This window comes from Thalassobacillus sp. CUG 92003 (assembly GCF_013618635.1).
In the GTDB taxonomy this organism is placed as follows: domain Bacteria; phylum Bacillota; class Bacilli; order Bacillales; family Halobacillaceae; genus CUG-92003.
This window is the reverse complement of sequence record NZ_JABLSJ010000005.1, coordinates 236,738-260,579: the sequence shown is the minus strand read 5'-3', so window position 1 is coordinate 260,579 and position 23,842 is coordinate 236,738. Positions and strand designations below refer to the sequence as shown.

General features: G+C 41.7%; 28 protein-coding genes. 19 read left to right on the top strand and 9 right to left on the bottom strand.

Translation table 11 applies throughout. The annotated features are described in order from the left end of the window. The first annotated feature begins 12 nt into the window (after positions 1 to 12). Complete coding sequence (locus tag HOP45_RS10125) at positions 13 to 432, top strand: hypothetical protein (RefSeq protein ID WP_181349160.1); 420 nt, start codon at positions 13 to 15, stop codon at positions 430 to 432. Between the two features lie 761 nt (positions 433 to 1,193). On the opposite strand, the gene HOP45_RS10120 is transcribed toward HOP45_RS10125, so the two are convergent. The 3 genes from HOP45_RS10120 to HOP45_RS10110 form a co-directional block, all read right to left on the bottom strand. After that, positions 1,194 to 1,382 carry a DUF3813 family protein gene (locus HOP45_RS10120; protein ID WP_181349159.1) on the bottom strand — a complete coding sequence of 63 codons (189 nt, stop codon included), beginning with the start codon at positions 1,380 to 1,382 and terminating at the stop codon, positions 1,194 to 1,196. A gap of 2 nt (positions 1,383 to 1,384) precedes the next feature. Next, positions 1,385 to 1,528, bottom strand: coding sequence for a hypothetical protein (locus HOP45_RS10115; RefSeq protein ID WP_181349158.1), 144 nt, complete (start codon positions 1,526 to 1,528; stop codon positions 1,385 to 1,387). A gap of 120 nt (positions 1,529 to 1,648) precedes the next feature. Beyond that, positions 1,649 to 2,482 (bottom strand): Cof-type HAD-IIB family hydrolase, encoded by an 834-nt coding sequence (locus tag HOP45_RS10110; protein WP_181349157.1) that lies wholly within the window; start codon positions 2,480 to 2,482, stop codon positions 1,649 to 1,651. A 169-nt stretch (positions 2,483 to 2,651) separates the two neighbouring features. On the opposite strand from HOP45_RS10110, the gene HOP45_RS10105 reads away from it, so the two are divergent. From HOP45_RS10105 to moaD, 5 genes are all read left to right on the top strand, one after another. Then, positions 2,652 to 3,416, top strand: coding sequence for a prolyl oligopeptidase family serine peptidase (locus tag HOP45_RS10105; protein ID WP_181349156.1), 765 nt, complete (start codon positions 2,652 to 2,654; stop codon positions 3,414 to 3,416). A 74-nt stretch (positions 3,417 to 3,490) separates the two neighbouring features. After that, positions 3,491 to 3,799 (top strand): metal-sulfur cluster assembly factor, encoded by a 309-nt coding sequence (locus tag HOP45_RS10100; protein WP_181349155.1) that lies wholly within the window; start codon positions 3,491 to 3,493, stop codon positions 3,797 to 3,799. Between the two features lie 98 nt (positions 3,800 to 3,897). Further along, positions 3,898 to 4,422, top strand: a complete 525-nt coding sequence (gene mobB, locus HOP45_RS10095) for a molybdopterin-guanine dinucleotide biosynthesis protein B (protein WP_181349154.1) — start codon at positions 3,898 to 3,900, stop codon at positions 4,420 to 4,422. Beyond that, positions 4,419 to 4,886: a molybdenum cofactor biosynthesis protein MoaE gene (locus tag HOP45_RS10090; RefSeq protein ID WP_181349153.1), complete on the top strand. Its 468-nt coding sequence runs from the start codon at positions 4,419 to 4,421 to the stop codon at positions 4,884 to 4,886. The genes mobB and HOP45_RS10090 overlap by 4 nt, the downstream gene beginning before the upstream one ends. Then, positions 4,883 to 5,116 carry a molybdopterin converting factor subunit 1 gene (gene moaD / locus HOP45_RS10085; protein WP_181349152.1) on the top strand — a complete coding sequence of 78 codons (234 nt, stop codon included), beginning with the start codon at positions 4,883 to 4,885 and terminating at the stop codon, positions 5,114 to 5,116. Before HOP45_RS10090 ends, moaD begins: the two co-directional genes overlap by 4 nt. Before the next feature lie 69 nt (positions 5,117 to 5,185). Here the strand turns inward: moaD and HOP45_RS10080 are convergent, their stop codons facing one another. Both HOP45_RS10080 and HOP45_RS10075 read right to left on the bottom strand, forming a co-directional pair. After that, positions 5,186 to 6,007, bottom strand: coding sequence for an undecaprenyl-diphosphate phosphatase (locus HOP45_RS10080; RefSeq protein ID WP_181349151.1), 822 nt, complete (start codon positions 6,005 to 6,007; stop codon positions 5,186 to 5,188). A gap of 249 nt (positions 6,008 to 6,256) precedes the next feature. Next, the gene (locus HOP45_RS10075; RefSeq protein WP_181349150.1) at positions 6,257 to 6,430 is read right to left on the bottom strand and encodes a DUF2929 family protein; all 174 of its coding nucleotides are present in this window, start codon (positions 6,428 to 6,430) and stop codon (positions 6,257 to 6,259) included. Between the two features lie 138 nt (positions 6,431 to 6,568). Between HOP45_RS10075 and HOP45_RS10070 the strand changes: the two genes are divergently transcribed. Next, entirely contained in the window at positions 6,569 to 7,132 is a 564-nt protein-coding gene (locus HOP45_RS10070) for a hypothetical protein (RefSeq protein ID WP_181349149.1), read from the top strand. Positions 7,133 to 7,201: 69 nt separating this feature from the next. Beyond that, positions 7,202 to 8,155, top strand: a complete 954-nt coding sequence (locus HOP45_RS10065; protein ID WP_255437576.1) for a BMP family ABC transporter substrate-binding protein — start codon at positions 7,202 to 7,204, stop codon at positions 8,153 to 8,155. Between the two features lie 66 nt (positions 8,156 to 8,221). On the opposite strand, the gene HOP45_RS10060 is transcribed toward HOP45_RS10065, so the two are convergent. Then, entirely contained in the window at positions 8,222 to 8,461 is a 240-nt protein-coding gene (locus HOP45_RS10060; RefSeq protein WP_181349148.1) for a hypothetical protein, read from the bottom strand. A gap of 151 nt (positions 8,462 to 8,612) precedes the next feature. Between HOP45_RS10060 and HOP45_RS10055 the strand changes: the two genes are divergently transcribed. Both HOP45_RS10055 and fabF read left to right on the top strand, forming a co-directional pair. Then, positions 8,613 to 9,545, top strand: coding sequence for a beta-ketoacyl-ACP synthase III (locus HOP45_RS10055; RefSeq protein ID WP_181349147.1), 933 nt, complete (start codon positions 8,613 to 8,615; stop codon positions 9,543 to 9,545). A 16-nt stretch (positions 9,546 to 9,561) separates the two neighbouring features. Beyond that, a complete protein-coding gene (fabF, locus tag HOP45_RS10050; RefSeq protein ID WP_181349146.1) occupies positions 9,562 to 10,797 on the top strand; it encodes a beta-ketoacyl-ACP synthase II in 1,236 nt (411 codons plus the stop codon). A 37-nt stretch (positions 10,798 to 10,834) separates the two neighbouring features. Here fabF and HOP45_RS10045 read toward each other — a convergent pair whose 3' ends face one another. Further along, positions 10,835 to 11,824 carry an LCP family protein gene (locus HOP45_RS10045; protein ID WP_181349145.1) on the bottom strand — a complete coding sequence of 330 codons (990 nt, stop codon included), beginning with the start codon at positions 11,822 to 11,824 and terminating at the stop codon, positions 10,835 to 10,837. 166 nt (positions 11,825 to 11,990) lie between these two features. Between HOP45_RS10045 and HOP45_RS21115 the strand changes: the two genes are divergently transcribed. Then, positions 11,991 to 12,203 carry a YuzI family membrane protein gene (locus HOP45_RS21115; protein ID WP_483316426.1) on the top strand — a complete coding sequence of 71 codons (213 nt, stop codon included), beginning with the start codon at positions 11,991 to 11,993 and terminating at the stop codon, positions 12,201 to 12,203. An 83-nt stretch (positions 12,204 to 12,286) separates the two neighbouring features. Then, a complete protein-coding gene (locus HOP45_RS10040; RefSeq protein ID WP_181349144.1) occupies positions 12,287 to 13,048 on the top strand; it encodes a DUF3603 family protein in 762 nt (253 codons plus the stop codon). Positions 13,049 to 13,491: 443 nt separating this feature from the next. Here the strand turns inward: HOP45_RS10040 and trpS are convergent, their stop codons facing one another. Together trpS and HOP45_RS10030 are read right to left on the bottom strand one after the other, a co-directional pair. Then, positions 13,492 to 14,490, bottom strand: a complete 999-nt coding sequence (trpS, locus tag HOP45_RS10035) for a tryptophan--tRNA ligase (protein WP_181349143.1) — start codon at positions 14,488 to 14,490, stop codon at positions 13,492 to 13,494. Positions 14,491 to 14,628: 138 nt separating this feature from the next. Further along, entirely contained in the window at positions 14,629 to 14,994 is a 366-nt protein-coding gene (locus HOP45_RS10030; RefSeq protein ID WP_255437594.1) for a DUF3899 domain-containing protein, read from the bottom strand. 414 nt (positions 14,995 to 15,408) lie between these two features. Between HOP45_RS10030 and HOP45_RS10025 the strand changes: the two genes are divergently transcribed. The 7 genes from HOP45_RS10025 (at position 15,409) to HOP45_RS09995 (ending at position 23,740) form a co-directional block, all read left to right on the top strand. Continuing rightward, positions 15,409 to 17,121: a peptide ABC transporter substrate-binding protein gene (locus HOP45_RS10025; RefSeq protein ID WP_181349141.1), complete on the top strand. Its 1,713-nt coding sequence runs from the start codon at positions 15,409 to 15,411 to the stop codon at positions 17,119 to 17,121. Positions 17,122 to 17,296: 175 nt separating this feature from the next. Further along, positions 17,297 to 18,223, top strand: coding sequence for an oligopeptide ABC transporter permease (opp3b, locus tag HOP45_RS10020; protein ID WP_181349140.1), 927 nt, complete (start codon positions 17,297 to 17,299; stop codon positions 18,221 to 18,223). Between the two features lie 5 nt (positions 18,224 to 18,228). After that, positions 18,229 to 19,368 carry an oligopeptide ABC transporter permease gene (opp3C, locus tag HOP45_RS10015; RefSeq protein ID WP_181349139.1) on the top strand — a complete coding sequence of 380 codons (1,140 nt, stop codon included), beginning with the start codon at positions 18,229 to 18,231 and terminating at the stop codon, positions 19,366 to 19,368. 15 nt (positions 19,369 to 19,383) lie between these two features. Further along, positions 19,384 to 20,445 (top strand): ABC transporter ATP-binding protein, encoded by a 1,062-nt coding sequence (locus HOP45_RS10010; protein ID WP_181349138.1) that lies wholly within the window; start codon positions 19,384 to 19,386, stop codon positions 20,443 to 20,445. Further along, positions 20,442 to 21,377: an ABC transporter ATP-binding protein gene (locus HOP45_RS10005; RefSeq protein ID WP_181349137.1), complete on the top strand. Its 936-nt coding sequence runs from the start codon at positions 20,442 to 20,444 to the stop codon at positions 21,375 to 21,377. Before HOP45_RS10010 ends, HOP45_RS10005 begins: the two co-directional genes overlap by 4 nt. A gap of 183 nt (positions 21,378 to 21,560) precedes the next feature. Beyond that, positions 21,561 to 22,781, top strand: a complete 1,221-nt coding sequence (locus HOP45_RS10000; RefSeq protein WP_181349136.1) for a putative glycoside hydrolase — start codon at positions 21,561 to 21,563, stop codon at positions 22,779 to 22,781. Between the two features lie 365 nt (positions 22,782 to 23,146). Next, entirely contained in the window at positions 23,147 to 23,740 is a 594-nt protein-coding gene (locus HOP45_RS09995) for a GNAT family N-acetyltransferase (RefSeq protein ID WP_181349135.1), read from the top strand. Positions 23,741 to 23,842: the final 102 nt, after the last annotated feature.

Sequence of the window (23,842 nt, the reverse complement as noted above, 5' to 3'; positions counted from 1 at the left end):
GGCGTCCTTCATATGCTGAAAGGAATAAAGATCGGTACCATCGCAGGAACGATCATTGGGTTTTTATTGTTGCTGATGGAAAAGAGCACAGGCAAAAAAGTGTATACGCTTTTGATGAATGTCGATTTCTTGCCGATAATCGGTTCAATATCCTGGCCATTTTACATGGAATGGTTGTTCCATCTTATGCTGTCATGTGCGATTGGAATGGTGCTCGTCGCCATTCTCTCGTATGTATCTCCTAGCAGGCACCAGCAGAGATGGCTTGCTGCTTCAGTTCTATCACTCGGAGCTGCCCTGTCTTATTTTCCGTTAACGATCCTGGCCGTTAAAGAAACACCAGACGTAGCTGACCCGACTGCATTAGGGGGATGGATGGTTTCTCACCTGGTTTATGCAGTGGTATTAAAAAAATGCTATGATTTTTTATAAATTAGGCAAGGAATTCAACAACTGACGCTGATATTGATCACATCATCCTTATACCAACGCCTTTAAGTAAAAGGCTTTTGTGGGAGTGTAGGGCCGTTGGGGGAGGATTCGCTTTCCTGTGGGGGAACTGGCAAGCCTCCTCAGGCTTCGCCTTCCGGGGTCTTGCCTTGTTCCTTCTCCCGCGGGAGTCTCACCCTTCCCCAACGGCCCTTGCCATATAGGCTTCTCGACATCACTTGGTTGCGAATCTGCCTATAGGGAACCGATAGTACATACAATCACGCGTAGGAAAGCTTTTTCAGTCAAAGCTTCCTGTTACGGAAGGTCGTTTCGAGCACCTTATGATTGTATGGTGAATGGGAAAACGGTGAGACGCCTGTGGGAATAACATGAGCGGTGAGATCCCGCAAGGCGTAGCCTGAGGAAGCTCACCCCATGCCCACGGAAAGCGATCCGTTTTCCCAGCCAGCATCCACCTACACAAAAGTCTCAAAACGGAGTCTTCCACACTAGTGGGGCTTTAGTTGAATTAGCCCTATGAATAACTTCCATAAAATTGGAAGTTATTTTTGTTAGTAATACTAATCTTTAACAGGGCCAGTAAAAAACAGAAAAAGCGCAGCTCTATTGTTAGAACTGCGCTTTTTCTGCATTAAAATTTAGAAAAGGTGGGGTCTTAATAAGACTATACCCCACTTTCCTATAGAAATAACCATCAATTTGGATGAATATTTCTCGGTCTTGAGTCGGAGAAAGTTATTTTATTGTTCGTGACGTTCTAACTGTTGCTCTAATTGCTGCAATTGCTGTTTTTCTTCAGCTGAACAGTTGTCATAAGCAGATTGAATGACATGCTGTGCTGTTTGTTTTTCGCGTTCGCGGTCTGCTCCGCGTGTTTGGGTGAAACGGTTGACGGCTTGTTTAGCGTTTTCAATCAAATTGTGTTCCATGATTAAAACCCTCCTACAGTGTGCTGGTCCGCTTCCATCTGTTTTCGGTTGGCATCCGAAAGACGCTTAGGTTCCATGGGTGCTTCTTCCAGAGGCTGGACTTCAGGTTTTGCGTTCGTCTTGTTCTGGTTGTTTTTCTTGCCCATGTGTTACCCTCCTTCAATAATGATCCAAAGAGCATGTCCTAAGAAAAAAGCCTGAACGCATGAATACGTTCAAGCTTAGTTTGATACATCATTGTAATTTTACGCATGGAAAAACCAACCTTATATGGCTTTCGGTTTAAGCTGTAGATAATCTTGAAGAAAATCACTGATGCCATTTTGCTCGTTACTGTGAGTGACATGCTTCGCGAGATGTTTCAGTTCATCTATGCCGTTTTCCATTGCAACGCCGACTCCCGCATATTCAATCATTTCCAAGTCGTTATCTTCATCCCCGAAGGCTATAGTGTTTTCTTTTGGGATATGATAATAATGCGCAATTTTTTCTAAACCGACTGCTTTATTCAGTCCGGCTCTTACAATTTCGATAACGTGCCACGGAGCTCCCCATTTTCTATGCTCAATTAAGGAAGCATGACTTTCATCCAATTCATTTCTTAACGCCCGTATTTGTTCTTCATGGGGATGAATCAATAATGACGTTGGATCTTCATCTAATTCTGTTTTTAAACTGCCTATTTGGATTGGGCTGTCATATTCGGCTGCATGAAAAATTTCCATCAGTTCCTGATCATGCCTATCAAGATAGACGTGGTCTTTTATCTCTGCAAGAATATTTTTAACTCCAAGATCATAGCACGTTTGAATGATTTTGTGAGCCGTTCTCACCGGCAATGGGGAATGAAGAGCATCCCAGCGATGATCTTTTGGATGATGGATGAGCGCGCCGTTAAAATTGACCATGGGGGTATCGAGCGCTAATTCATCATAGTAATTTATACTGGCGCGGTGCGGGCGGCCAGTAGCAATAACCACAATGTGGCCGGCTGCTTTTGCTTGTTGGATAGTATGCTTTGTCTCAGCACTTATGGTTTTGCTGTCTGTCAGCAATGTGCCATCAAGATCGAGTGCAATTAAATGTTGGGTATTTTTCATAAATTTTTCACCTCATTAAATGTTAGTTTATCGCTTTTCCTACATACATGCAAAAAAGTGCGCTCATGAACGTGATGAAGTTAGGGTTGCACGATTTACTATTCATCATATAATCTAAATATTAGAATGAAATAAATTGAATGTAAAGAGTTGGAAAGGAAAGGCTATTATGATTGGAATTTATCAAGAAAAACTAGAGGACATCCCCGTGCTGATCGTTGTTGACTCAAGTAAGGAAGGTCAACCTCTGCCTGTTTTTACATATTATCACGGGTTTACGTCTGCCAAAGAGCACAGTCTTGTACAAGCATTTATGCTTGCTCAGAAAGGATACCGTGTCGTTTTGCCTGATAGTATCCTGCATGGTGTACGGGATGAGGAGATTAACCATCAGGAATTGCAATTTAAATTTTGGGAAATTGTCGATCAAAATTTACTCGACATACAAACCATTTATGAGGCTTTGCAAGAACGTCAACTTATCTTGCAGCAACGTTTCGGGTTGGGCGGCACATCTATGGGAGGGATTACAACGGCAGCTGCGTTGACGATGTATCCTTTCATTAAGGTTGCGGCGGTTATGATGGGGTCGCCTAAACCAGTCGATTTTGCCGAGAAAATGATCCAGGATGTTAAAAAAACTGGTATTGAACTGCCTATAACGGATGAACAACTTCAGGAATTATATGCGACACTTAACGAAGTAGACCTGTCTAAACAAATTGACAAGCTGTACGGTCGTCCGATTTTCTTTTGGCATGGTGATGCGGATTCTGTCGTGCCCTTTGAGCATGCCTATGATTTTTATAATGAAGCGATCAGTCACTATAAGAACCCTGAAAACATCCGTTTTCTCCGTGAAGTAGGTCAAGATCATAAAGTTAGCCGATTCGCTATGCTTGAATTTGCAAATTGGGTGGAAATGCATTTGTAAAAGTGTTTACCATTTTAAATATGCAGCGTTTATGTTTATAATGGAAGTGATTAAATGTTAAGGGGGAACCATTCATGGATGAACTAGAAGAAAATATAATGGGTGCCCTGGAAAATGTCATCGACCCAGAACTTGGTATTGATATTGTAAACTTGGGTTTAGTATATGGAGCAGACGTTGATGAAAACGGCGATGCTACTGTAACAATGACATTGACCGCAATGGGCTGCCCGCTAGCTGGTCATATTGAGCAAGATGTCAAACGTGTACTTGCTGATATACCAGAGGTTAATGAGGTGAACGTTAATATCGTTTGGAATCCACCTTGGACGAAGGATAAAATGAGTCGTTATGCTAAGATTGCTTTAGGGATTCCAGACTAAGAGGAATATGGAGAGCTCTGCCGACCTACGGCAGGGCCTTTTTTATCAGCAGCCTGGAGTTAGTGTAATCGCCATGAAAGGAGCAAAAGAAGCCCATCATGAACAACCCCAATGTTTTCCAAATTGTTGGTCATAAAAACACCGGCAAAACGCGTGTGCTTTCTCATTTGATTACATACGCACAACAAGCTGGAGATGCAGTAAGTGTCATTAAACATCATGGCCATACCACTTCGTTGGAAACCTCTTCTAAATCTCCAGATAGTCAACGGCTTCACAAGTCGGGCTCCTTTATGACAACTGTTCATAGTCCTGATGCCTTGCAGTTTGATATGGAGCATAAGGGTAGCGTAACGTTAGAACATGTCCTTTCGTTTTATTCTTATTTCAACCCTGATATTATACTTATTGAAGGGTACAAACATAAACATTACCCTAAGCTTTTGATCATCAGGAATGAAGAAGACCTTTCTTTATTAAATGAACTAACCAATGTGAAAGGCGTTATTTGTTGGAGCACTGATTTAGTGAAAAATGACCAGCTTCCTGTTTTTCAAATGAATGAGATCGAAGTCCAGTTACCACATATTTATAAACTCATTAAAGAGGGGGGCTGTTATTGACACGGGCTTTTTGGCTGACAGACCAACCGTTAAGTATTGATGAAACCGTCAGACATGTTACTCGACCTGAAGCAGGCGCAGTGAATACATTCATTGGAACCGTGCGGGAATTCACAGAAGGAAAACGTACCTTGCAACTTGAATATCAAGCGTATATACCTATGGCTGAAAAAAAATTACAGCAAATAGGGGAGGAAATACAAGCACGTTATGGAAATGCTGAGGTGGCTATTTGCCATCGGTTAGGTCGGCTGCAAATCTCTGATATTGCTGTTGTCATAGCGGTATCAACACCGCATCGTAATGATGCATTTGAAGCTAGTCGTTATGCTATCGAACGCATTAAAGAAATAGTGCCTATTTGGAAAAAAGAATATTGGGAAGGTGGAGAAGAATGGATAGGGGACCAACTAGAAACGCAGCCTTATCCATCAGGTGGCCCTGGTAAGGAGGATATGGTATGAGTAAAATTTTGTTCTTTGCAGGCTTACAGGAAAGACTGGGCGCTGAAGCGCTTGAACTTCAATGGAAGGGGAAAACGATCGCGGAACTCCGACAAACGCTTAAACATGAATACAGTCTTGAAACGATTGATGCAGCGATGGTTGCCATTAATGAAGAATTTGCCTCTGATACAGCAGTTGTCCAAGAGGATGATACAGTGGCCTTTATTCCACCTGTCAGTGGAGGATAATTAAAAAAGCCTCAACCGCTCGATTCCTTATTTTCAACATGGAATCGAGCGGTTGAGGCTACTTTTTCATTAGGTAAGAAAAATAAGCGCAAGTCCTCCAACGATGAAACAGTAAAAAGCAAAGTATTTCAAATTACCTTGAGCCATGATATTAATGAACCATTTCAACGCTAAATACGAAGCTAGAATGGATGCCAATGTGGCGAGAAGGTAACTGAACCATAACTCAGATAACTGGTCGTTCAGTATTTTATCGACAGACAAGAGCATTGTGCCAAGACTCACAGGAATATACAGCAGAAATGAAAAGCGTAATGCTGTATCTTGTTTCATACCGAGTAGCATGGCCGCTACAATAGTGGCACCGGAACGGCTAATGCCTGGAATGAGTGCCACAGCCTGCGCGAAACCTACAATGGCTGCATCCTTCCACGTTAGCTGATTTTCCCCTTTACGTCCCCGTAAGTTACGGATGATCCACAGGGCTATTCCTGTAATGATTAAGGAGATCGCCACTGTCTCGATATATTTAAGTTCCTGTTCTATCCAATCACCGAGAAGGACACCGATCACGCCAGCAGGGATGGTTCCGATGATCAAATATATAATAAAATAAAATTCATCCCGGGTATCTGCCCGCCTCGTTGTTATGTACTGAAGACCGTTATACATCAGTCGAAGCAACGTGTGGCGGTATACAATCAAAACGGCGATCAACGAACCGAAATTTACGAGTATTTCAAATTCCAATCCTTCCAGTTCCAAATCAATTAAGTGTTGAACAAAAACGAGATGTCCGCTTGAGGAGATGGGAATAGGTTCAGTAAACCCTTGAAACAGACCTAGAAATAAATATTTGATGATTGTCCAAAAATCGGTTAGAGCTTCCATTTAAAGCCTCCTACATTAAATCTCCTGAATATGGCATACCATGATAATATATCGTTTCTGCTAACTTATGCGCAATAGGTCAAGTATAGTATTTTCTTTTTTGATGCTGATTTGCAGAATTTCAGTGATGATTCGGTGAAAGTAAGCGCCTCTTGCCCATTTAAAGGGGAAAACGTATGGATATGGGATCAAAGACATAAGAAAAGCCGCTACTTGTGAAAGTGCGGCTTCAATCTGTCTCTTACCTCGCTATGAGTCCTCTGTAATCAATCCTTCAGCAAGTATAACAACCGAAACGGTGAATAGCACGGTCATTAGGATCAGAGGAGCAAAGTTGATACTGCTGCCCTCCATATTGGTCAGAACATAAGCTGCCATGAAACTTAGGAGCAAGGCCCAAAACGCTGTCCAAAAAATACGCATTAAACTCACCTCATTTTAACAATTCTGATGTAAGTTTAACAGAACACGGCCGAAAAATAAATAACAGTCTATACAATACTGTGTTACTGCATGTTCGGGTTTTCGTTTGAATAAAATGGTTCAAAGGAGGATCAGAATATGGTTCATCTTATATATGATTGCTTTCAATGGTTTAACTATTACTTGACCAAAGGTATTATGGACCGCGGTTATGATGTTATCGGGATTGATCCCTTGTCGACTCCTTTAAGCGAGCACCTCTATATGTATGTGGCACGGAACAGTTCTTTCCAACATTTTTATAACCAGGAGGATATGGATCGTCACACTCAATCTCCCAATATTAAGTGTACGTGTTGGATGCAAGATCAAACCATTTATTTTCAAAGCAATGAAGAAGACTGCCAAACCTTACAAAAAATAGCCCTGCCTCCATTGTATGGGGAATGGATGCCGTTGCCCTCTCAAGAGTATACGTCGTTAAAAGATGCATTGCATCAGCTTGTTACCTCTGATGGTTCCTTCTATGTAGAAGATTTTGTCGATCAGTTACTTGCAAACATTGACAAGAAAGATTTCTCTTCTCCCGTTGAAAGCACTGTTGAGCAGTCGGAAAATGAAAAGGAAATGGTTGCAAAGCTCATCGACCATTACCATAATTATAGCTGGCTGCTTGAAGAACACCAACAGAATAAGGCATAACATTTACTTCTTACGAGCAAACAAGGTAAAATAATAACATATTAGATTGAGTCTTTGGGAGTGCTGGTCTTGAAAAATTATTTTATCGTGTGCGCTGTCGCGTTAGCCATCATGACAGGATGTAGTAAAAGTTCGGGTGAAGGAGAGGTGCAGTCTGTCGGAATGCTTGTGGAATCGACCATCCATGATCAAGCATGGGGAGAGCAAGGTTATCAGGGGCTGCTTAATATAAAAGAAGAATATGGCGTTAGTGTCTATTTTAAAGAAGGCATAAAGAATCAGCAGCAAACGAATAAAGCGGTTAAAGAATTTGTGGATAATGGCGTCAATGTCGTTTTTGGTCATAGCAGTACCTATGGCAACCATTTCAAAGAATTAGAACAAGTCTATCCAGAGGTCCATTTCATCTATTTTAATGGAGGATACAGTTCTGATAATGTTTCAAGCGTCAACTTCACCGGAACGGCAATGGGCTTTTTTGGTGGGATGGTGGCGGGAGGCATGTCCCAAAAAGATCATGTAGGCTTAATTGCCGCTTATGAATGGCAACCCGAAGTTGAAGGGTTCTATGAAGGTGTTAAATATCAGAATCCGGATGCGCAAGTAGATATCTCCTTTGTAAATAACTGGGACAATACTGAAAAAGCTCTTATCCATTATAGAAACATGGAAGAAAACGGAGCGGATGTCATATATCCTGCAGGAGATAGTTTTAACATTCCTGTGATTCATGAGGTTCAAGAAGATGGGCACTTCGCAATTGGCTATGTATCTGACCAGGCAGCATTGGGGGAGCGTACAGTACTCACGAGCACAGTCCAACATGTCGATAAAGTGTATCTGCTGATTATGAAAAAAATTGTAAATGATAATTTGCCCGGTTCCACAATGGATTTTGGCTTCCAGCAAGACGCCATTTCGATGGGACAATTCAGCCCGGAAGTTCCTAAGGAGTTAGAACAAAAGGTTGATGAAGCAGTCTCGACTTATAAACAGACCGGCGATCTACCGATCGGACAATAAAAACTGGTTCCAGTTTGAAAACTGGGGACCAGTTTTTATTATGTCTCTCTTTTTACACAGGGCCTGTTATTTAGAATCGTCTCCTTTGTTGAATTCTGATAGCTTCTTAAAGAACGGGGAAATGTTGCTCCATTTCTTCGAAACATTTTGCATCACATTAGGAAGGTCAAAATTGAGATTGGGAGCTGAATTTTTTTCTTCTGACGGCTCTGTTTCAGCAGCATTTTCTTTTTTGGGCCGGCCAAACATCAGTTGGTCGAATGGAGCAATGCGCTCTTCTTTCTGATCCTTTTCCTCATTTTTCAAGGCAAGACACCTCCTCGCTACATGGTATGATGGAGAGGCGTTCAAATGTGGGCGAAGATAGATGAAGCTTGCGCAAATAAAAAGGATACATTAAAATTAGTACCAAGTCATAAGAATTGATATTAGATACTACCTTTAGGGGGATGAAAATATGAGTGCAGGCATTCTAGGGACGGGGCACTATACGCCAGAGAAGGTTTTAACCAACCACGATCTGGAGCAGATGGTAGAAACGGCTGATGAGTGGATTCGAACGCGTACTGGCATTGAAGAACGGCGGATTGCTGCAGACGAAGTCAATACATCAGACATGTCGTACCACGCTGCAAAGCAGGCCCTCGATGAAGCTGATATCTCAGCAGAGCAGATTGACCTTATCCTTGTGGCTACCGTAACGCCGGACAAACCATTTCCGTCCGTTTCCTGTATGATCCAGGAGCGTTTGGGAGCTTCTAAAGCTGCTGCCATGGATGTTAGCGCAGCATGCTCCGGCTTTATGTATGGTTTGATTACAGCAAAACAGTTTATTGATACTGGTGCCTATAAGTATGTCTTAGTTGTGGGAGCAGAGAAGTTATCCAAAATTGTCGACTGGAGTGACCGCAATACGTGCGTCCTGTTTGGCGATGCGGCTGGGGCTGCTGTAGTTGGCCCTGTGACTGAAGGAAGAGGCGTACTGTCGTTTGAACTAGGATCTGATGGGTCAGGCGGTCCCCACTTGTATCAGGAAGATCATTTATTCATGAATGGACGCGAAGTTTTTAAATTTGCAGTAAGACAGATGCCCGAGTCTTCAGTGAATGTAATCAAAAAAGCAGGTTTATCTGAAAATGATGTTGATTTTCTTATTCCTCATCAGGCAAATATCCGTATAATGGAGGCAGCAAGGCAAAGGTTAGGCATACCAGATGAAAAAATGTCCAAAACAGTTAAGAAATATGGCAACACTTCTTCTGCATCTATACCTGTTGCTTTGTCTGAGGAAGTAAAAAAAGGTAAAATAAAAGAAGATGATACCATCATTCTCGTAGGATTTGGCGGCGGACTGACATGGGGCGCTGTCGCACTTCGTTGGGGAAAGTGAACAAGGAGGAAATGTAATGGATACAAAACGAGTTGTCATTACGGGCATGGGGGCGATAAGCCCTGTCGGTAATCAAGTAGAAGACATGTGGAAAAATATCAAAGCAGGTGTCTCTGGCGTAGATACCATTACGAAGGTTGATATCGATGACTATCCTGCAAAAGTTGCTGCGGAAGTGAAAGATTTCGATCCTGGCGAGTATATGGATAAAAAAGAAGCAAGACGCATGGATCCATTTACGCAGTATGCGGTGGCCGCTTCTTATATGGCCGTCCAAGATGCTGATTTAACGATTGACGAGGAAAATGCGGATCGGACGGGTGTATGGATTGGCTCTGGAATAGGTGGCATGAATACGTATGAATCTCAATTTGAAACCTTTCAAAAGAAAGGTTATCGCCGCGTTAGTCCCTTTTTCATTCCTATGATGATTCCGGACATGGCTGCGGGACAAGTATCAATTGCGTTAGGCGCAAAAGGCATTAATTCATGTACGGTGACAGCGTGCGCATCTGGGGCCAATTCCATTGGTGATGCGTTTAAAGTGATTCAGCGTGGAGATGCGGATTGCATGATTACAGGTGGTACAGAAGCGCCCATGAATAAAATGTCTTTTGCCGGTTTTTGTTCAGCACGTGCCTTATCTTTCAATGACGACCCTAAGACGGCCAGCCGTCCTTTTGACAAAAATCGGGATGGGTTTGTAATGGGAGAAGGTGCTGGCATATTAGTTCTGGAATCTCTGGAATCTGCTAAAAAACGAGGAGCAAAGATATATGGTGAAATTGTAGGTTATGGCTCAACCGGAGATGCCCACCATGTAACAGCCCCAGCTCCAGAAGGTGAAGGCGCTGTACGTGCTATGCGTCAGGCCCTTGCAGATGGGAAGCTTGACCCTGAAACAATTGATTACATCAATGCTCACGGCACGTCCACTGAATTAAACGACAAATTTGAAACCATGGCTGCCAAACAGGTATTTGGCGATCATGTCCATAAATTGGCCATGTCGTCCACCAAGTCAATGACTGGTCACTTGTTAGGCGCTGCAGGTGCGATCGAGGCTATTATATCCCTTAAAGCTATTAATGAAGGGATTCTTCCACCTACGATAAATTACGAGACACCAGATCCCGAATGTGATCTGGATTACGTACCGAATGAAAGCCGCAAGAAAGATATCTTTGCTGTCATGAGCAATTCTTTAGGATTCGGCGGCCACAATGCCTCGCTCATATTTAAAAAATATTAAAAAAAACTCACGCTGCGACTAGTGCAGCGTGAGTTTTTTATTCTTCATTTAAAAATTCTTGTAAAGCTTCCCGGTTGGCTGCTTCATCATGCGCCAATACAAGCCCGATCGGGTACTCTTTACGCTCTGACCAATAAGTGCCTTCGTCTGGAATTCGCAACGTTTCTATTTCATCGACAGGGTTGAATAGAAAGTCTTTCATTAACCCGAGCATTTTTCCTTTACCAATATTTGTATCAAAGTAAGGTTGAACGGTTCCGAGTAACCGAGGTGCTTTTAATGCGCCTGAAACGGAAACGAGCTCTTCTTTTAATCGTTTAATCACTTTCTGCTGACGTTCAACTCGTCCGAAATCACTGCTTGCACCTCCACGGTAACGGGCGTATCCCAGTAATTCATCCCCATTCAACTTTTGGGTGCCTGGTTCTAAATTGATTGTGCCGGCATTGTCTTTATGCTGCATGCTTTCTTCAACATCAATTTCAATACCTTCAGGTTTAACAGTGTTAACAATATGCTCAAACCCATCAAAATCGACAATCGAGTAATACTCTACTTCAATACCGAAGTTCTCTTTGATGGTTTTACGCATTAATTCAGGACCGCCTATAGCAAACGCAGCATTGAGCTTATTGTAGCCATGCCCGGGGATATCGACGTAGGTATCGCGCATAAGGGACACAAGCTTAGCCGAATTCTCCTCAGGAGCATATTGGCCGATCATAATGGTATCGGAACGTGACGTTTCTTGATCCCGCTGATCTACCCCTAATAGTAAAACATTTGTTTTACCATCGTTATTATCAACACCTTTAAATTCTTCCTTGTATTGGCTTTCGTTCTCCTTCGTATCTTCATAGTCTTCAGAAGAACCGGAGATGATCCCTAGGGCATCCCGTTTGCCAGCCATATATTCGTACGAAGCAAATGCTATTGAAGATAAAAAGAGCACACATAGAAGTGCTAATATAATTTTACGTTTACGCTTTTTCTTTCGCTTTTTTAATAAAGCGCGGCTAGATGCCATGTACATATCATCCTTTCTAGTGAAAACCCGCTACCATACAATTTACCTCTAATTGAAGCGATAGTAAAGAGGAATTATGGCGCAGAGACCTTCATTAATTTGGTATGAGCGATAGATTCCCTTCATATAATAGCAGAAAGATGGACGAGCCCGGGGGGACGAAGGAGTGCTATTATGGTTTTTATTTCTCATAGGCTTTGGTTTTGCTGTTAGCGGCGGCAGCGTCATCATTACGTATCTAAACCTGGTACCTGCAGGTTTAAGCTGGGTAGAATTTCTTCTATTTATTCAGACGAAAGCAGAAGTTTATTTGTTTCCAATTGGAATATGTTTGATGTCTGGAGCGTTATTAATTATTAGCAAATTTCCACGATGCTAAAAAATGGATTATAAGAATAAAAAAACCAGAATTGGTCATAATGTAGCTTATAGACAATCACCGTTAGAAAGTGAGGTCCGGATATGCTATATATGCATGATGTTTGGGTGAACTGGTTCGAAGGAGAAGAAAACGGCTACAATGTGTGTGGTTTTCATGAATGGAGAAAAGAGGATGGGGTTGAATTAATTGATCAGATTCCATTAATTCTCGTGACCGATCAATTATTTCAACTCGTGTTGAATGACTTGCATGATTTGCCTTTTGAGTTGCTTGAAGACATCAACCAACGTGCTTTCGCGAAAAAGAATCAAGAACGCCATGTGCTCGAGTATGCAGCGGTCATCACGGACGGGGAAGAAGTCATGGCGTTTGACACAATCGGCTATACACTGCCAGTTAAAAAGACAAGATTGATACCACGGCAAGAACGGCTGGCTCTTGATATGATTGCTGGTCGCAAACCCGCCGAATATCAATTACATGAGTCAGACGGAAAAGAATATCATATTCTGTCTTTGTCTCCTGAGGCAATGCTTGGATTGACACGAAGAGAGAGACAATTAAAACAATTACTGATGATGGCACTTGATCAGCTTCAACACTCAGATCATCCAGAAGAAATTAGATACTGGTTAACAGAATGGAATCCTGGGCGATATGCAACCATAAAGGATTTGACGCTCAAAGACGCATGGACGTTACTCTATGAGGGGACGATGACAGGCTGGAGTGAGAGACACGAGGAATTATGCGGAAAATTGATTAAGGGACAGCCCTTTTTCGAAAACATATGGTACGGCGAACAAAAAGTAAAAGAAGCCCAGATGAAAAGCCGAAATTAAGCTAATTGAAAAATAAACCATAAACTAGTGAGGACTAAACGCCTTCGAATAAGTACACTTACAAGGTACTTTTTGAAGGTGTTTTTTGTGTGTATGCATCTATGTGGCAGTGGCATTTATTCTTTGTTTTGGCATCATGTTTATTAGAAGAATTGTTAACTAAATCTAAAGCGAGGTCATGATTGTTTAAACGGGTTTCGTTGCGGTATTATGAGTCCCTTCCCTTGTCGGGTGACTTCCCCGGAACTCCAAAAGCTGTCAAATTTAACGGAAACAGCCTAAACACCTCGAACAAACATCATAAATAAAAAGACCTTCACTATCTCTCATGTGATACATGGGTGATATAGTGAAGGTCTTTTAGAATGAAAAAAATATACGGCCATTTTATACATGGATAATGTGTCAAATGGTTCTAGTCGACCACTATTCAAAGTGTTTATTTATTTCTTGATGTGGACTCGACCTAATCCCATAGCTTTCTTTGCTTTTCGTAACATTTTATTTGCCTCTATTCCTGCTTTGTCGGCACCATCATCAAGGATATGATCAAGTTCTTCCGAATGGATGAGTTCCTCATATCTCTTCTGAATCGGGTGAAGCAGTTGAATTACAGCATCTGCAACATCTTGTTTGAATGTTCCGTAACCGTTGTTATGGTAGCGTTCCACTAACGAATCTATTGATCGATTCGCAGCAGTAGAATAAATCGTCAGCAGGTTAGCAATTCCGGGCTTATGATCGGGATCGTAAGCCACAATACCATCCGAATCCGTGACAGCACTTTTTATTTTTTTCTCGATGACTTTCGGTTCATCCAACATAGAAATATAAGCTTTTTGGTTAGCGTCTGATTTACTCATTTTTTTGGTTGGGTCCTGTAGAGACATTATTCGAGCCCCAACTTTGGGAACTTTAATTTCGGGCACCGTGAAAATGTCATTGTATTTATGGTTGAATCGCTGAGCCAAATTGCGTGCTAATTCCAAGTGCTGTTTTTGGTCTTCGCCAACAGGCACGACATCAGTTTTATATAACAGGATGTCAGCTGCCATAAGAGGAGGGTAAGTTAAGAGACCAGAGGAGACGCTCTCGTTACTTCCTTGGGCTTTATCCTTAAACTGCGTCATTCTTTCTAATTCTCCAATGTAACTGACACATTGCAGCATCCAGCCGAGCTGTGTGTGGGCAGCCACTTCAGATTGGATGAATAAAGTCGATTTGTCGGCATCAATCCCGGAAGCCAAATATAGTGCAGCCAAGGAGCGGATATTGTCTCTGAGCTCTAATCGATCCTGAGGCATGGTGATGGCATGCTCGTCTACGACGCAAAAATAACACTGATGATCCTGCTGCAATTCGACAAAATGCTTCATGGCCCCTAAGTAATTTCCAAGTGTCAATGTGCCGCTAGGTTGAATTCCGGAAAATATTGTTTTCATTTCTATCACCTCATATCAATTTATAAAAAAACCATCCCTCCTTGTTGCAGCAAGGACGAATGGACCGCGGAACAAAATTAGGATCATTATGAACGATTTATATCTTACATTTCCTTAAAAGAATTGGTCAAAGGAAATTTACCCTTGATAGTATACCACAAGCAACCCGAGCAAACCAGATGATAAAAAGACACCTTGAAAAAAGAAAAACTTCAACACTTCATTGTTTACAGTTTGAGAAGGTAGCTTCTTAGTTTCCCAGTCATCGAGGTAGTCTCTGTTTCTCGACACGCGGTCGGCGAAACGTCTAAAACTGTATGTGATGCCATCAAAAAAACCACCCCTGATCACCCACATCAATAAGGCGACCACCAAATAAAAATAGGCTAAATAAAAGAGTTGGTTAATATAGTTGAATAAGTTATAGCTGGGAGCCGTAATCAGAAAAAAAAGGGTTGCAAGGAAAAGATTCAATAGTAAAAAGAACCATTTGTTTTTTAGCATTTTCAACTAAATGCACGTCCTTTCCGTAACATTCAGTCGTAATTATACCATGAAACAGATTATTTCGGAATTGTAAAACATATTAATGATCGTGAAATATAAATAGTGCGAGCAACTATTCGGTCCTTTTGCAAGATGGTGCTTTTAAGTAATAAAATTAATGAAATCTACGTCCAATATTGAAAATAATTTTGTAATTTTCTAGAGAGATAGATTAACAAACACAAAATAATTGTAAAATAAACTAGGTAAAAAAGACTATTTTATGTTATATAAACGTAATAATGATAGGCTTTTGTGAGATTTAAGTAAAAAAAGGTAATGCAAAATAGTCCGAAAACTTGTATAATTCGAATTGTGGATGAAACATCTGCATTAAAATTTAGAAAATTTTTAGGGGAGGTCATTTTCTACATGAGAAAGACGAATTGGTTATTGCTGGCTCTTGCATTAGTGCTAAGCATGTTCCTTGCAGCCTGTTCAGGCGGCAGCGACGACACTGGTGGTAATGAAGGAGACGGAGGAGAAGACACGGAGGAAACAGAAGATGGTAGCAGTGAAGAAGGTAGCGACGGAGAATCCGCTGATGGAGAGCAAGTTCTAAACCTTGCTGAATCCGCTGATATCCCGACACTTGACCCATCAATGGCAACAGACGTTGTTGCATTTCAATGGTTAGGTTCTACAACGGACGGGCTTTACCGTCTTGGTGAAGGTGGAGAAGTTGAACCTGGTATTGCGAAAAGTCATGAAGTGAGTGAAGATGGTCTGACTTGGACATTCGACCTTCGTGAAGATGCAAAATGGACAAATGGTGACCCCGTTACAGCACAAAACTTCGTTTATGCCTGGCAGCGCGCTGTAAACCCAGAGACTGGCTCTGAGTACGGCCCTTACATGTTAGGCGGCGTCGTTAAAAACGCTGCTTCTATCGCAGAGGGTGAAACGCCGGTCGAAGATCTAGGCGTAACTGCGGTTGATGATTATACATTTGAAGTTGTTTTAGAACAGCCGACACCTTATTTTGAATCCTTGACTGCGTTCGGTACATTCCTACCGATGAACGAGTCCTTTGTTGAAGAACAAGGTGAAGACTATGCTCTTGAAGCTGAAAATACAATCGCTAATGGACCATTCAAATTGACTGAATGGAACCATGGTGAAGGTTGGACTGTAGTGAAGAACGAAGACTACTGGGACGCTGAAAATGTACAACTTGAGCAAATTAATGTAAAAGTTGTAAAGGACGTAGCGACAGCAGTTAACTTGTATGAAACTGGCCAAATCGATCGTGCAGGCTTGTCTGCCGAATTTGTTGACCAGTATCGTTCAAATGATGCGTTCAAAATTACAGAAGAACCAACACTATTCTATTTGAAAATGAACCAGGAAAATGAAATTCTTGGCAACGTGAACGCGCGTAAAGCCATTCAATCGGTTATCGATCGTCAAGGCATTACTGATGTTATCTTGAACAACGGTTCTATTCCTGCTGTTGGTGATGTTCCTCGTAACTTTACGATGCACCCTGAAAGTGGAGAAGATTTCCGTGACATTAACGGTGATCTAGTTGAAACTGACGTGGAGCAGGCACAAGAACATTGGGCAACAGCTAAAGAAGAACTTGGTATTGAAGAAGCAACACTTGAATATTTAGGTGGCGACACTGAAACAGCTCAGAAGATGGACGCATTTATCAAAGATCAGCTTGAGCAGCTTGAAGGCTTGAGTGTTGAGGTTGTATCTGTACCATTTAAAGAGCGTCTACGTCGTGACACTGCAATGGAATATCAATTGCAAAACTCTGGTTGGGGACCTGACTACATCGACCCTAACACGTTCTTGAACATGTGGGTAACGGATGGTGGTAATAACATGACTGGTTATGCCAACGAAGAGTATGATGCGTTGATCGAAAAAGCTAACACAGAACTAGCTCAGAAGCCGGTTGAACGTTTTGAAACCTTCCTTGAAGCTGAAAAAATGTTGATTGAAGAAGATGCAGTTCTAGCACCGCTTTATCAACGTGCTGTGGCTCAGCTTTGGAAGCCATATCTGAAAGGTGTTATTACAAACCCAATGGGTGCTGAATACACTTATAAACACGCTTATATTGAAGGTAAATAAACAGCCCACAATTTATTTTAACCACATATAGGCTAGCTAATAAGGGGAGAGAGTATATGTCCACGTAGTTGGCGTATGCTCTCTTTTTCCCTGTAAACAAAAATAACTGACTATAGACAAGATTCAGTCAATTATCTACAATGATTACAGACTATTTTTTACAGGAGGTGTTGGCATGACACGTTATATCATTCAGCGACTTGTTTACATGTTTATTACGCTGTTTTTGATTGCAACGTTTTCATTCTTCCTGATGAAATTTCTTCCAGGCACACCGTTAACAGCCGAAGATAAGTTGTCAGAAGCGCAGAAGGCGATTGTAATGGAGAAATACGGTTTGAACGAACCGGTTCCGGTTCAATATGCAAAATACATGACGGGTCTTGCACAAGGAGATCTCGGAGTATCATTTCAATTTGATAATCGTGAAGTAACGCAGATTATTATGGAAAGAATTGGTCCTTCTGCCATGCTAGGGGCACAATCAATGGCAGTGGGTACAATACTCGGAATGTTACTGGGGCTGGTTTCAGCCATATATCATAATGGCTTCCTAGATTATGGATCGACGTTTGTCGCCGTAGTCGGTAAGTCAATCCCCTCATTTGTGTTCGCCGGGCTTTTACAGTATTTCGTTGCGGTCAGACTTGGTTGGTTACCAGTTGCCTTATGGGAAGGTTGGGAGTACAGTATCTTACCAACTATCGCGCTTGCAATTTTCCCTATCGCAATTGCAGCCCGTTTTATGAGAACCGAAATGCTGGAAGTTCTCGGATCAGATTATATTACGACTGCTCGTGCTAAAGGTGTTAATAAATTTGGTGTCGTTTTCAAGCATGGATTAAGGAATGCGTTAATTCCATTGATTACTGTTCTTGGTCCGTTAGCTATCAGTTTGATGACTGGTACATTTGTTATCGAACAAATTTTTGCTGTACCAGGTCTAGGTGAGCAATTTGTCACCTCCGTCACGACGAACGATTTCCCAGTCATAATGGGAACAACGCTTTTAATTGCGTTCTTGTTCATTACTATCGTTCTTGTGGTAGACCTCCTGTATGGAGTTATCGATCCTAGAATTCGACTGACTGAAGGAGAGTAGTAATCATGGATAACCACAAACCATCGAAAGATTTATTTGTTCCTGTGGAAAAACAGGAGGGAGAAGCTGAAAAATTATCCCGGCCTAGTCTGTCGTTTTGGCAGGATTCCTTCGTAAGGTTAAGAAAAAACGTCGGGGCCATGATTGGTCTTGTCGTCCTGATATTACTGGCGTTCATGGCTATTTTTGGTCCTTACATGAATCAATATGATGCCTATGAACAGGATTTACAACGAGCTAAAATGCCTCCCAAAATCCCTGTTCTTGAAAATATTAGCTGGCTTGGAGTTGACGGTACCCTGTCTTCCATAAAAGAAGCTGAAACTGTAGAGGCAGCTCGTGAAAAAGCCTTAGCTCGTTTTGGCGGTGATGAGGAGACAATAACGACTAACGTGCTGACAGAACCAAGCGGCGATCAACTGGCTAGAGTGGAAGGCATCCAAGATGTCTACGCTGCTAAAGAAATTGAGACGAATTTCTGGTTCGGTACCGATAGTTTAGGTCGTGATTTATGGACACGCGCTTGGGAAGGGACACGCATATCGCTTTTCATCGCCTTATTAGCTGCTTTGATTGATATGGTTATTGGTGTCGCTTACGGCGGTATTTCCGGCTATTATGGTGGCCGGGTCGATAATATACTACAGCGGATTATTGAAATATTAGTGGGGATTCCAAACTTAGTTGTTGTCATTCTCATGATACTCATACTTGAACCGGGTATAACATCTATAATTATTGCCCTCACCATTACGGGTTGGATTTCGATGGCCCGTATTGTCAGGGGACAAGTCCTGAAACTGAAAAACATGGAATTCGTTTTAGCATCTAAAACACTCGGGGCCCCGGATAATCGTGTGTTACGTAAACACCTGGTTCCGAACGTTACAGGTTTGATCGTCATCAACACAATGTTCACCATTCCAGCGGCTATATTCCTGGAAGCATTCCTTAGCTTTATCGGCTTAGGTCTACCGACGCCGATTGCATCATTGGGTACATTGATTAATGATGGATTCGATTCATTGCAGATTTATCCGTACATTATGATATTCCCTGCGTTGATCATATCTCTCATCATGATTGCCTTTAACATTTTGGCCGACGGTCTTCGTGATGCATTTGATCCGAAGATGCGCGAATAGGAGGTACGCTAATTCATGGAAAAACTACTAGAAGTTAACAACTTACACGTATCGTTTGATACTTACGGCGGCGAAGTTAAAGCCGTTCGCGGGGTAGATTTCGACGTTCATAAAGGGGAAACACTGGCGATAGTTGGAGAATCAGGTTCTGGAAAGTCAGTTACGACGAAAGCGTTAATGCAGCTTCTCCCCAAGCCGCCTGCACGGATTAAGGAAGGGGAAGTGCTATTTGAAGGCAGAGATCTAGCCAAATTGAGCGAAAAGCAGATGCAAAAGATTCGTGGAAAAGATTTATCAATGATCTTTCAAGATCCAATGACTTCCTTGAACCCTACGATGAAAGTCGGGAACCAGATCATGGAAGGCTTAATAAAACACCAAAAGATGAGCAAAGGCGAAGCTAAAAGACGGGTGCTGGAATTGCTGGAACTGGTGGGCATCCCTGATGCTGAAAGTAGGATGAAGCAATATCCGCACCAATTCTCAGGAGGTATGAGACAACGTGTGGTGGTAGCAATTGCATTAGCCTGTAATCCTAAGTTGCTTATTGCCGATGAACCGACGACAGCACTGGATGTAACGATTCAAGCGCAAATCCTTGAACTCATGAAAAACATTCAGAAGAAGACAGATTCAGCGATTATTTTCATCACCCATGATTTAGGCGTTGTCGCGAACGTGGCTGATCGCGTAGCCGTTATGTATGCTGGAAAGATTGTTGAAATTGGCACAGTAGATGATATCTTTTATAATCCGCAACACCCTTACACGTGGGGATTGCTCGGGTCAATGCCTTCACTAGATAGCGCTGATGAAGATTTGTATGCCATTCAAGGTTCGCCGCCTGATATGATCGCGCCGCCGAAGGGCGATGCGTTTGCAGCGCGTAATGATTATGCATTAAAAATTGACTTGGAACAGGAGCCCCCGATGTTTAAAGTGTCAGATTCGCATTATGCGGCAACTTGGCTGTTACACGAACATGCACCAGAGATCGAGCCGCCTGAGTCTGTTAAACGACGTATGAAAGGGATGGCCCGGTCGGCATCTGGAAATTCGGAAGGTGATCAATTATGAGTCAAGAATCGTTATTGGAAATCAGTAATTTGAAGCAACACTTCAAGACAGGACGTCATAGTGTCATAAAAGCTGTTGATGGTCTGAATTTCAACATCTATAAAGGGGAAACTTTCGGATTAGTGGGAGAGTCCGGTTGTGGAAAATCGACGACCGGCCGGACGATCATTCGTTTATACGATGCCACGGAGGGCGAAGTTTACTTTAATGGGGAAAATGTACACGGAAAAAAAGATAAATCGGAATTGAAAAAATTCAACCGAGAAATGCAGATGATCTTTCAGGATCCGTACGCTTCCCTTAACCCCCGGATGAAAGTAGAAGATATCATAGCTGAGGGGATGGACATCCATGGGTTGGTGGAAAATGATAAACAACGCAAGGAGAAAGTCCATGATCTCTTAGAGACTGTCGGGTTGGATCAAGAGCACGCTAACCGTTATCCGCATGAATTCAGTGGGGGGCAGCGTCAACGGATTGGTATTGCAAGAGCCCTTGCCGTAGACCCTAGCTTTATTATTGCAGATGAACCGATCTCAGCCCTTGATGTCTCAATTCAGGCCCAAGTGGTCAATTTGATGAAGCAATTGCAGCGGGACAAAGAATTGACCTATTTGTTTATTGCTCATGATTTGTCGATGGTAAAATATATCAGTGATCGCATAGGTGTAATGTATTTCGGGAAAATGGTGGAGTTAGCTGATGCAGATGAACTGTACAAGAACGCCCTTCACCCTTATACGAAATCGCTATTATCAGCGATTCCATTGCCAGACCCGGATTATGAACGCTCTCGAGTACGCTTCAACTATGATCCGAGCGATCATGATACAAGTGAAGAACCGGAATTCAGAGAAGTGGGACCGGATCATTGGGTACTTTGCACAACCAATGAATTTGAACACTATAAAAAACAACTTGCAACAGTATAGGCTACTCCTAAAAAGAGGACGCTGTTAATAAGACAGTGTTCTCTTTTCTTTATTCAATTTGGAGTAGTTCTTATGTAACAGATTACAAAAATGCTACAAAAATGTTAAATTTGACTATCATTTTCCCTTAATTCTCTTTTATAATAATACGAGAATACATATAGAAAGTAGGAGAAATTCAAGATGAGCAACAAACAACTATTTTGGCTGTTATGCACCGGTTTTTTACTCCTTGGTTTGTTTTCCCCCATGCAGGTGGTTTTTGCCGATGAGGAAAACGAGACGAAGGAAGTGAAAATGCTTTCGGAAAGAACGTCAGGACTGTCACAATTAGAACTTCCTCAGAAGATTGCCCGGTATGTGTATGATTCAGGTTTGGATTTCGAATATCCTGATGCCGTGCGTGGCATTTACGTTACTGGCCCTTCTGCTGGGAATAGCAAAATGAAAGAGCTGACGAAATTGGTTGATTCCACTGATTTGAATGCTATGGTCATTGATATCAAAGAAGACCACGGCAACATCACATTCAAGCCGGATAAAGACTCGCCTTATTACGATCTTGCAGAACCTTATATCGATAATCCGCGGAAGATGCTTGAGAAGCTTGAGGAGAAAGGAATTTACCCCATTGCTCGAGTCGTTGTATTTAAGGATTCGTTATTGGCTAAAGAACGTCCTGAACTATCATTTAAGCAAAACGGAAAAGTTTGGGTGAATGGTCGTGGTGAAGCGTTTGTCAATCCATTTATGAAAGAAGTCTGGGAGTTCAACTTGGGCATTGCAAAAGAAGCGGCAAAATTAGGGTTTCAGGATATCCAGTTTGACTATGTACGTTTTCCTGAAGGCTTCGGTAATCGTGATAAGGAGTTGGAGTACAGCCAGGGTGAATATGCTGAATTGGATATGAACCCCGTAAAAAAACGTGTAAAGGCTGTAACAGATTTTGTGAGTTATGCAAAAAATGAACTCTCTGATTATGATGTTGAAATGTCAGTTGATATTTTCGGGTATTCGGCAACGATTGAAGAAGCACCCAACATCGGTCAAAACTTCTCTAAAATATCTTCACATGTCGATGTCATCTCTTCCATGATCTACCCGAGTCATTGGGGGCCGTATTTTGGAATTGAAATGCCGGATAAGGAACCTTTTAATACGATTAATGAATACGCCAAGGTAGAGAATGAAGTGCTTAATAAACTCGATTCACCACCTGTCTCTAGACCTTGGATCCAGGACTTTGAGGCACCGTGGTTGTATTCTGGTGCTGCTACACAATATGGCAAAGCAGAAGTAGAAGCTCAAATTAAAGCACTGAATGAGAACGGCATTGAAGAATACCTTCTTTGGAATCCTGGCAACAACTATACACCGAATGTTGACTACACCCCGCTGAATTAGAAGCAAAAGAATATGTGGTCTTAACACTACGCAGTTCGTTTTAGGCGTGTTTGTACCCTTTAATGAACTGCTTTTTTTGGCGGCCAATGGAGCTATTTGTTTGCTTTCCATATAAATGGATTCAGTAGGAAACTAAATAGTGAGGACATGAATGCCATCATTGTTATGATAAGAATGCTAGTCACACTGGCATCTAATATAAATATCATCATAGCCTTACCTCCTTAATATATATTTATTAATATGTGTGTACCATACATATCACACCAGTAAATTGTTCAGCCTAAAGAAAAGGAGAGGAAAATTTAACAAGTTGACCATAATCAGTTATAATAAGGACGACTACTTTATAAGGGAGAAGATCAATGAACTGGTATAAGAAGCTTAAGCAGTATTTTCCGGTTGAAGAAATGAAATCAAAAGAGCATATGGAAACGCTGTTAAAGGAAAAAAGCAACGTTTATTATAAAGACGAGGGTGAAAACCACGTACTAATGTATGCCGAATTTGATCGGTTTCTTTTTATTGATTATGTATATGTATCATCAGCTGCACGCGGGCAAGGGCTTGGGCATAAGCTGATTGAAAAAATGAAAGCAAAAGGCAAAGCCATTATACTTGAGGTAGAACCTGTTGATTATGAGGAAACTGATACTGCCAAGCGTCTGCACTTTTATCAAAGAGAAGGTTTTAAGCATGCTAAGTCGATCGGATATACAAGAAAATCGTTAGCGACGAACGAACCGAATCAAATGGAAATACTTTACTGGTCTCCGAGTGATGAGTCTGAAGAAAATATTTATAACCAAATGAGAAAAATGTATGAAGAAATTCACACGTATAAAGACAATGAATTTTATGGAAAATCATACCAACCTGTAGACGAGGTATTATCTATTGATGAGGATCGGGAGTCTGAAGACATTTTGAAAGAATTGAAAAAACCAGAAAATGCATGATTAAGTCCGACCGGCTGTTACCTGCAGCCGGTTTTTTCAATTTTAAGACGCAGTTGAAAATTACTACGCTCATTAAATATTCACAGGATTGTAATAATAAAT

Bases quoted from the DNA above. Each gene is read 5' to 3' on its own strand.
- HOP45_RS10115 (WP_181349158.1), bottom strand. From the start codon at position 1,528: ATGGGCAAGAAAAACAACCAGAACAAGACGAACGCAAAACCTGAAGTC.
- HOP45_RS10055 (WP_181349147.1), top strand. From the start codon at position 8,613: ATGAGTGCAGGCATTCTAGGGACGGGGCACTATACGCCAGAGAAGGTT.
- HOP45_RS10075 (WP_181349150.1), bottom strand. From the start codon at position 6,430: ATGCGTATTTTTTGGACAGCGTTTTGGGCCTTGCTCCTAAGTTTCATG.
- HOP45_RS10040 (WP_181349144.1), top strand. From the start codon at position 12,287: ATGCTATATATGCATGATGTTTGGGTGAACTGGTTCGAAGGAGAAGAA.
- opp3C (WP_181349139.1), top strand. From the start codon at position 18,229: ATGGATAACCACAAACCATCGAAAGATTTATTTGTTCCTGTGGAAAAA.
- moaD (WP_181349152.1), top strand. From the start codon at position 4,883: ATGAGTAAAATTTTGTTCTTTGCAGGCTTACAGGAAAGACTGGGCGCT.
- HOP45_RS10010 (WP_181349138.1), top strand. From the start codon at position 19,384: ATGGAAAAACTACTAGAAGTTAACAACTTACACGTATCGTTTGATACT.
- HOP45_RS10045 (WP_181349145.1), bottom strand. From the start codon at position 11,824: ATGGCATCTAGCCGCGCTTTATTAAAAAAGCGAAAGAAAAAGCGTAAA.
- trpS (WP_181349143.1), bottom strand. From the start codon at position 14,490: ATGAAAACAATATTTTCCGGAATTCAACCTAGCGGCACATTGACACTT.
- HOP45_RS10080 (WP_181349151.1), bottom strand. From the start codon at position 6,007: ATGGAAGCTCTAACCGATTTTTGGACAATCATCAAATATTTATTTCTA.
- HOP45_RS10110 (WP_181349157.1), bottom strand. From the start codon at position 2,482: ATGAAAAATACCCAACATTTAATTGCACTCGATCTTGATGGCACATTG.
- opp3b (WP_181349140.1), top strand. From the start codon at position 17,297: ATGACACGTTATATCATTCAGCGACTTGTTTACATGTTTATTACGCTG.
- HOP45_RS10030 (WP_255437594.1), bottom strand. From the start codon at position 14,994: ATGCTAAAAAACAAATGGTTCTTTTTACTATTGAATCTTTTCCTTGCA.
- HOP45_RS10070 (WP_181349149.1), top strand. From the start codon at position 6,569: ATGGTTCATCTTATATATGATTGCTTTCAATGGTTTAACTATTACTTG.
- HOP45_RS10005 (WP_181349137.1), top strand. From the start codon at position 20,442: ATGAGTCAAGAATCGTTATTGGAAATCAGTAATTTGAAGCAACACTTC.
- HOP45_RS10105 (WP_181349156.1), top strand. From the start codon at position 2,652: ATGATTGGAATTTATCAAGAAAAACTAGAGGACATCCCCGTGCTGATC.
- HOP45_RS10000 (WP_181349136.1), top strand. From the start codon at position 21,561: ATGAGCAACAAACAACTATTTTGGCTGTTATGCACCGGTTTTTTACTC.
- fabF (WP_181349146.1), top strand. From the start codon at position 9,562: ATGGATACAAAACGAGTTGTCATTACGGGCATGGGGGCGATAAGCCCT.
- HOP45_RS10125 (WP_181349160.1), top strand. From the start codon at position 13: ATGCTGAAAGGAATAAAGATCGGTACCATCGCAGGAACGATCATTGGG.
- HOP45_RS10120 (WP_181349159.1), bottom strand. From the start codon at position 1,382: ATGGAACACAATTTGATTGAAAACGCTAAACAAGCCGTCAACCGTTTC.
- HOP45_RS10100 (WP_181349155.1), top strand. From the start codon at position 3,491: ATGGATGAACTAGAAGAAAATATAATGGGTGCCCTGGAAAATGTCATC.
- HOP45_RS10025 (WP_181349141.1), top strand. From the start codon at position 15,409: ATGAGAAAGACGAATTGGTTATTGCTGGCTCTTGCATTAGTGCTAAGC.
- HOP45_RS09995 (WP_181349135.1), top strand. From the start codon at position 23,147: ATGAACTGGTATAAGAAGCTTAAGCAGTATTTTCCGGTTGAAGAAATG.
- mobB (WP_181349154.1), top strand. From the start codon at position 3,898: ATGAACAACCCCAATGTTTTCCAAATTGTTGGTCATAAAAACACCGGC.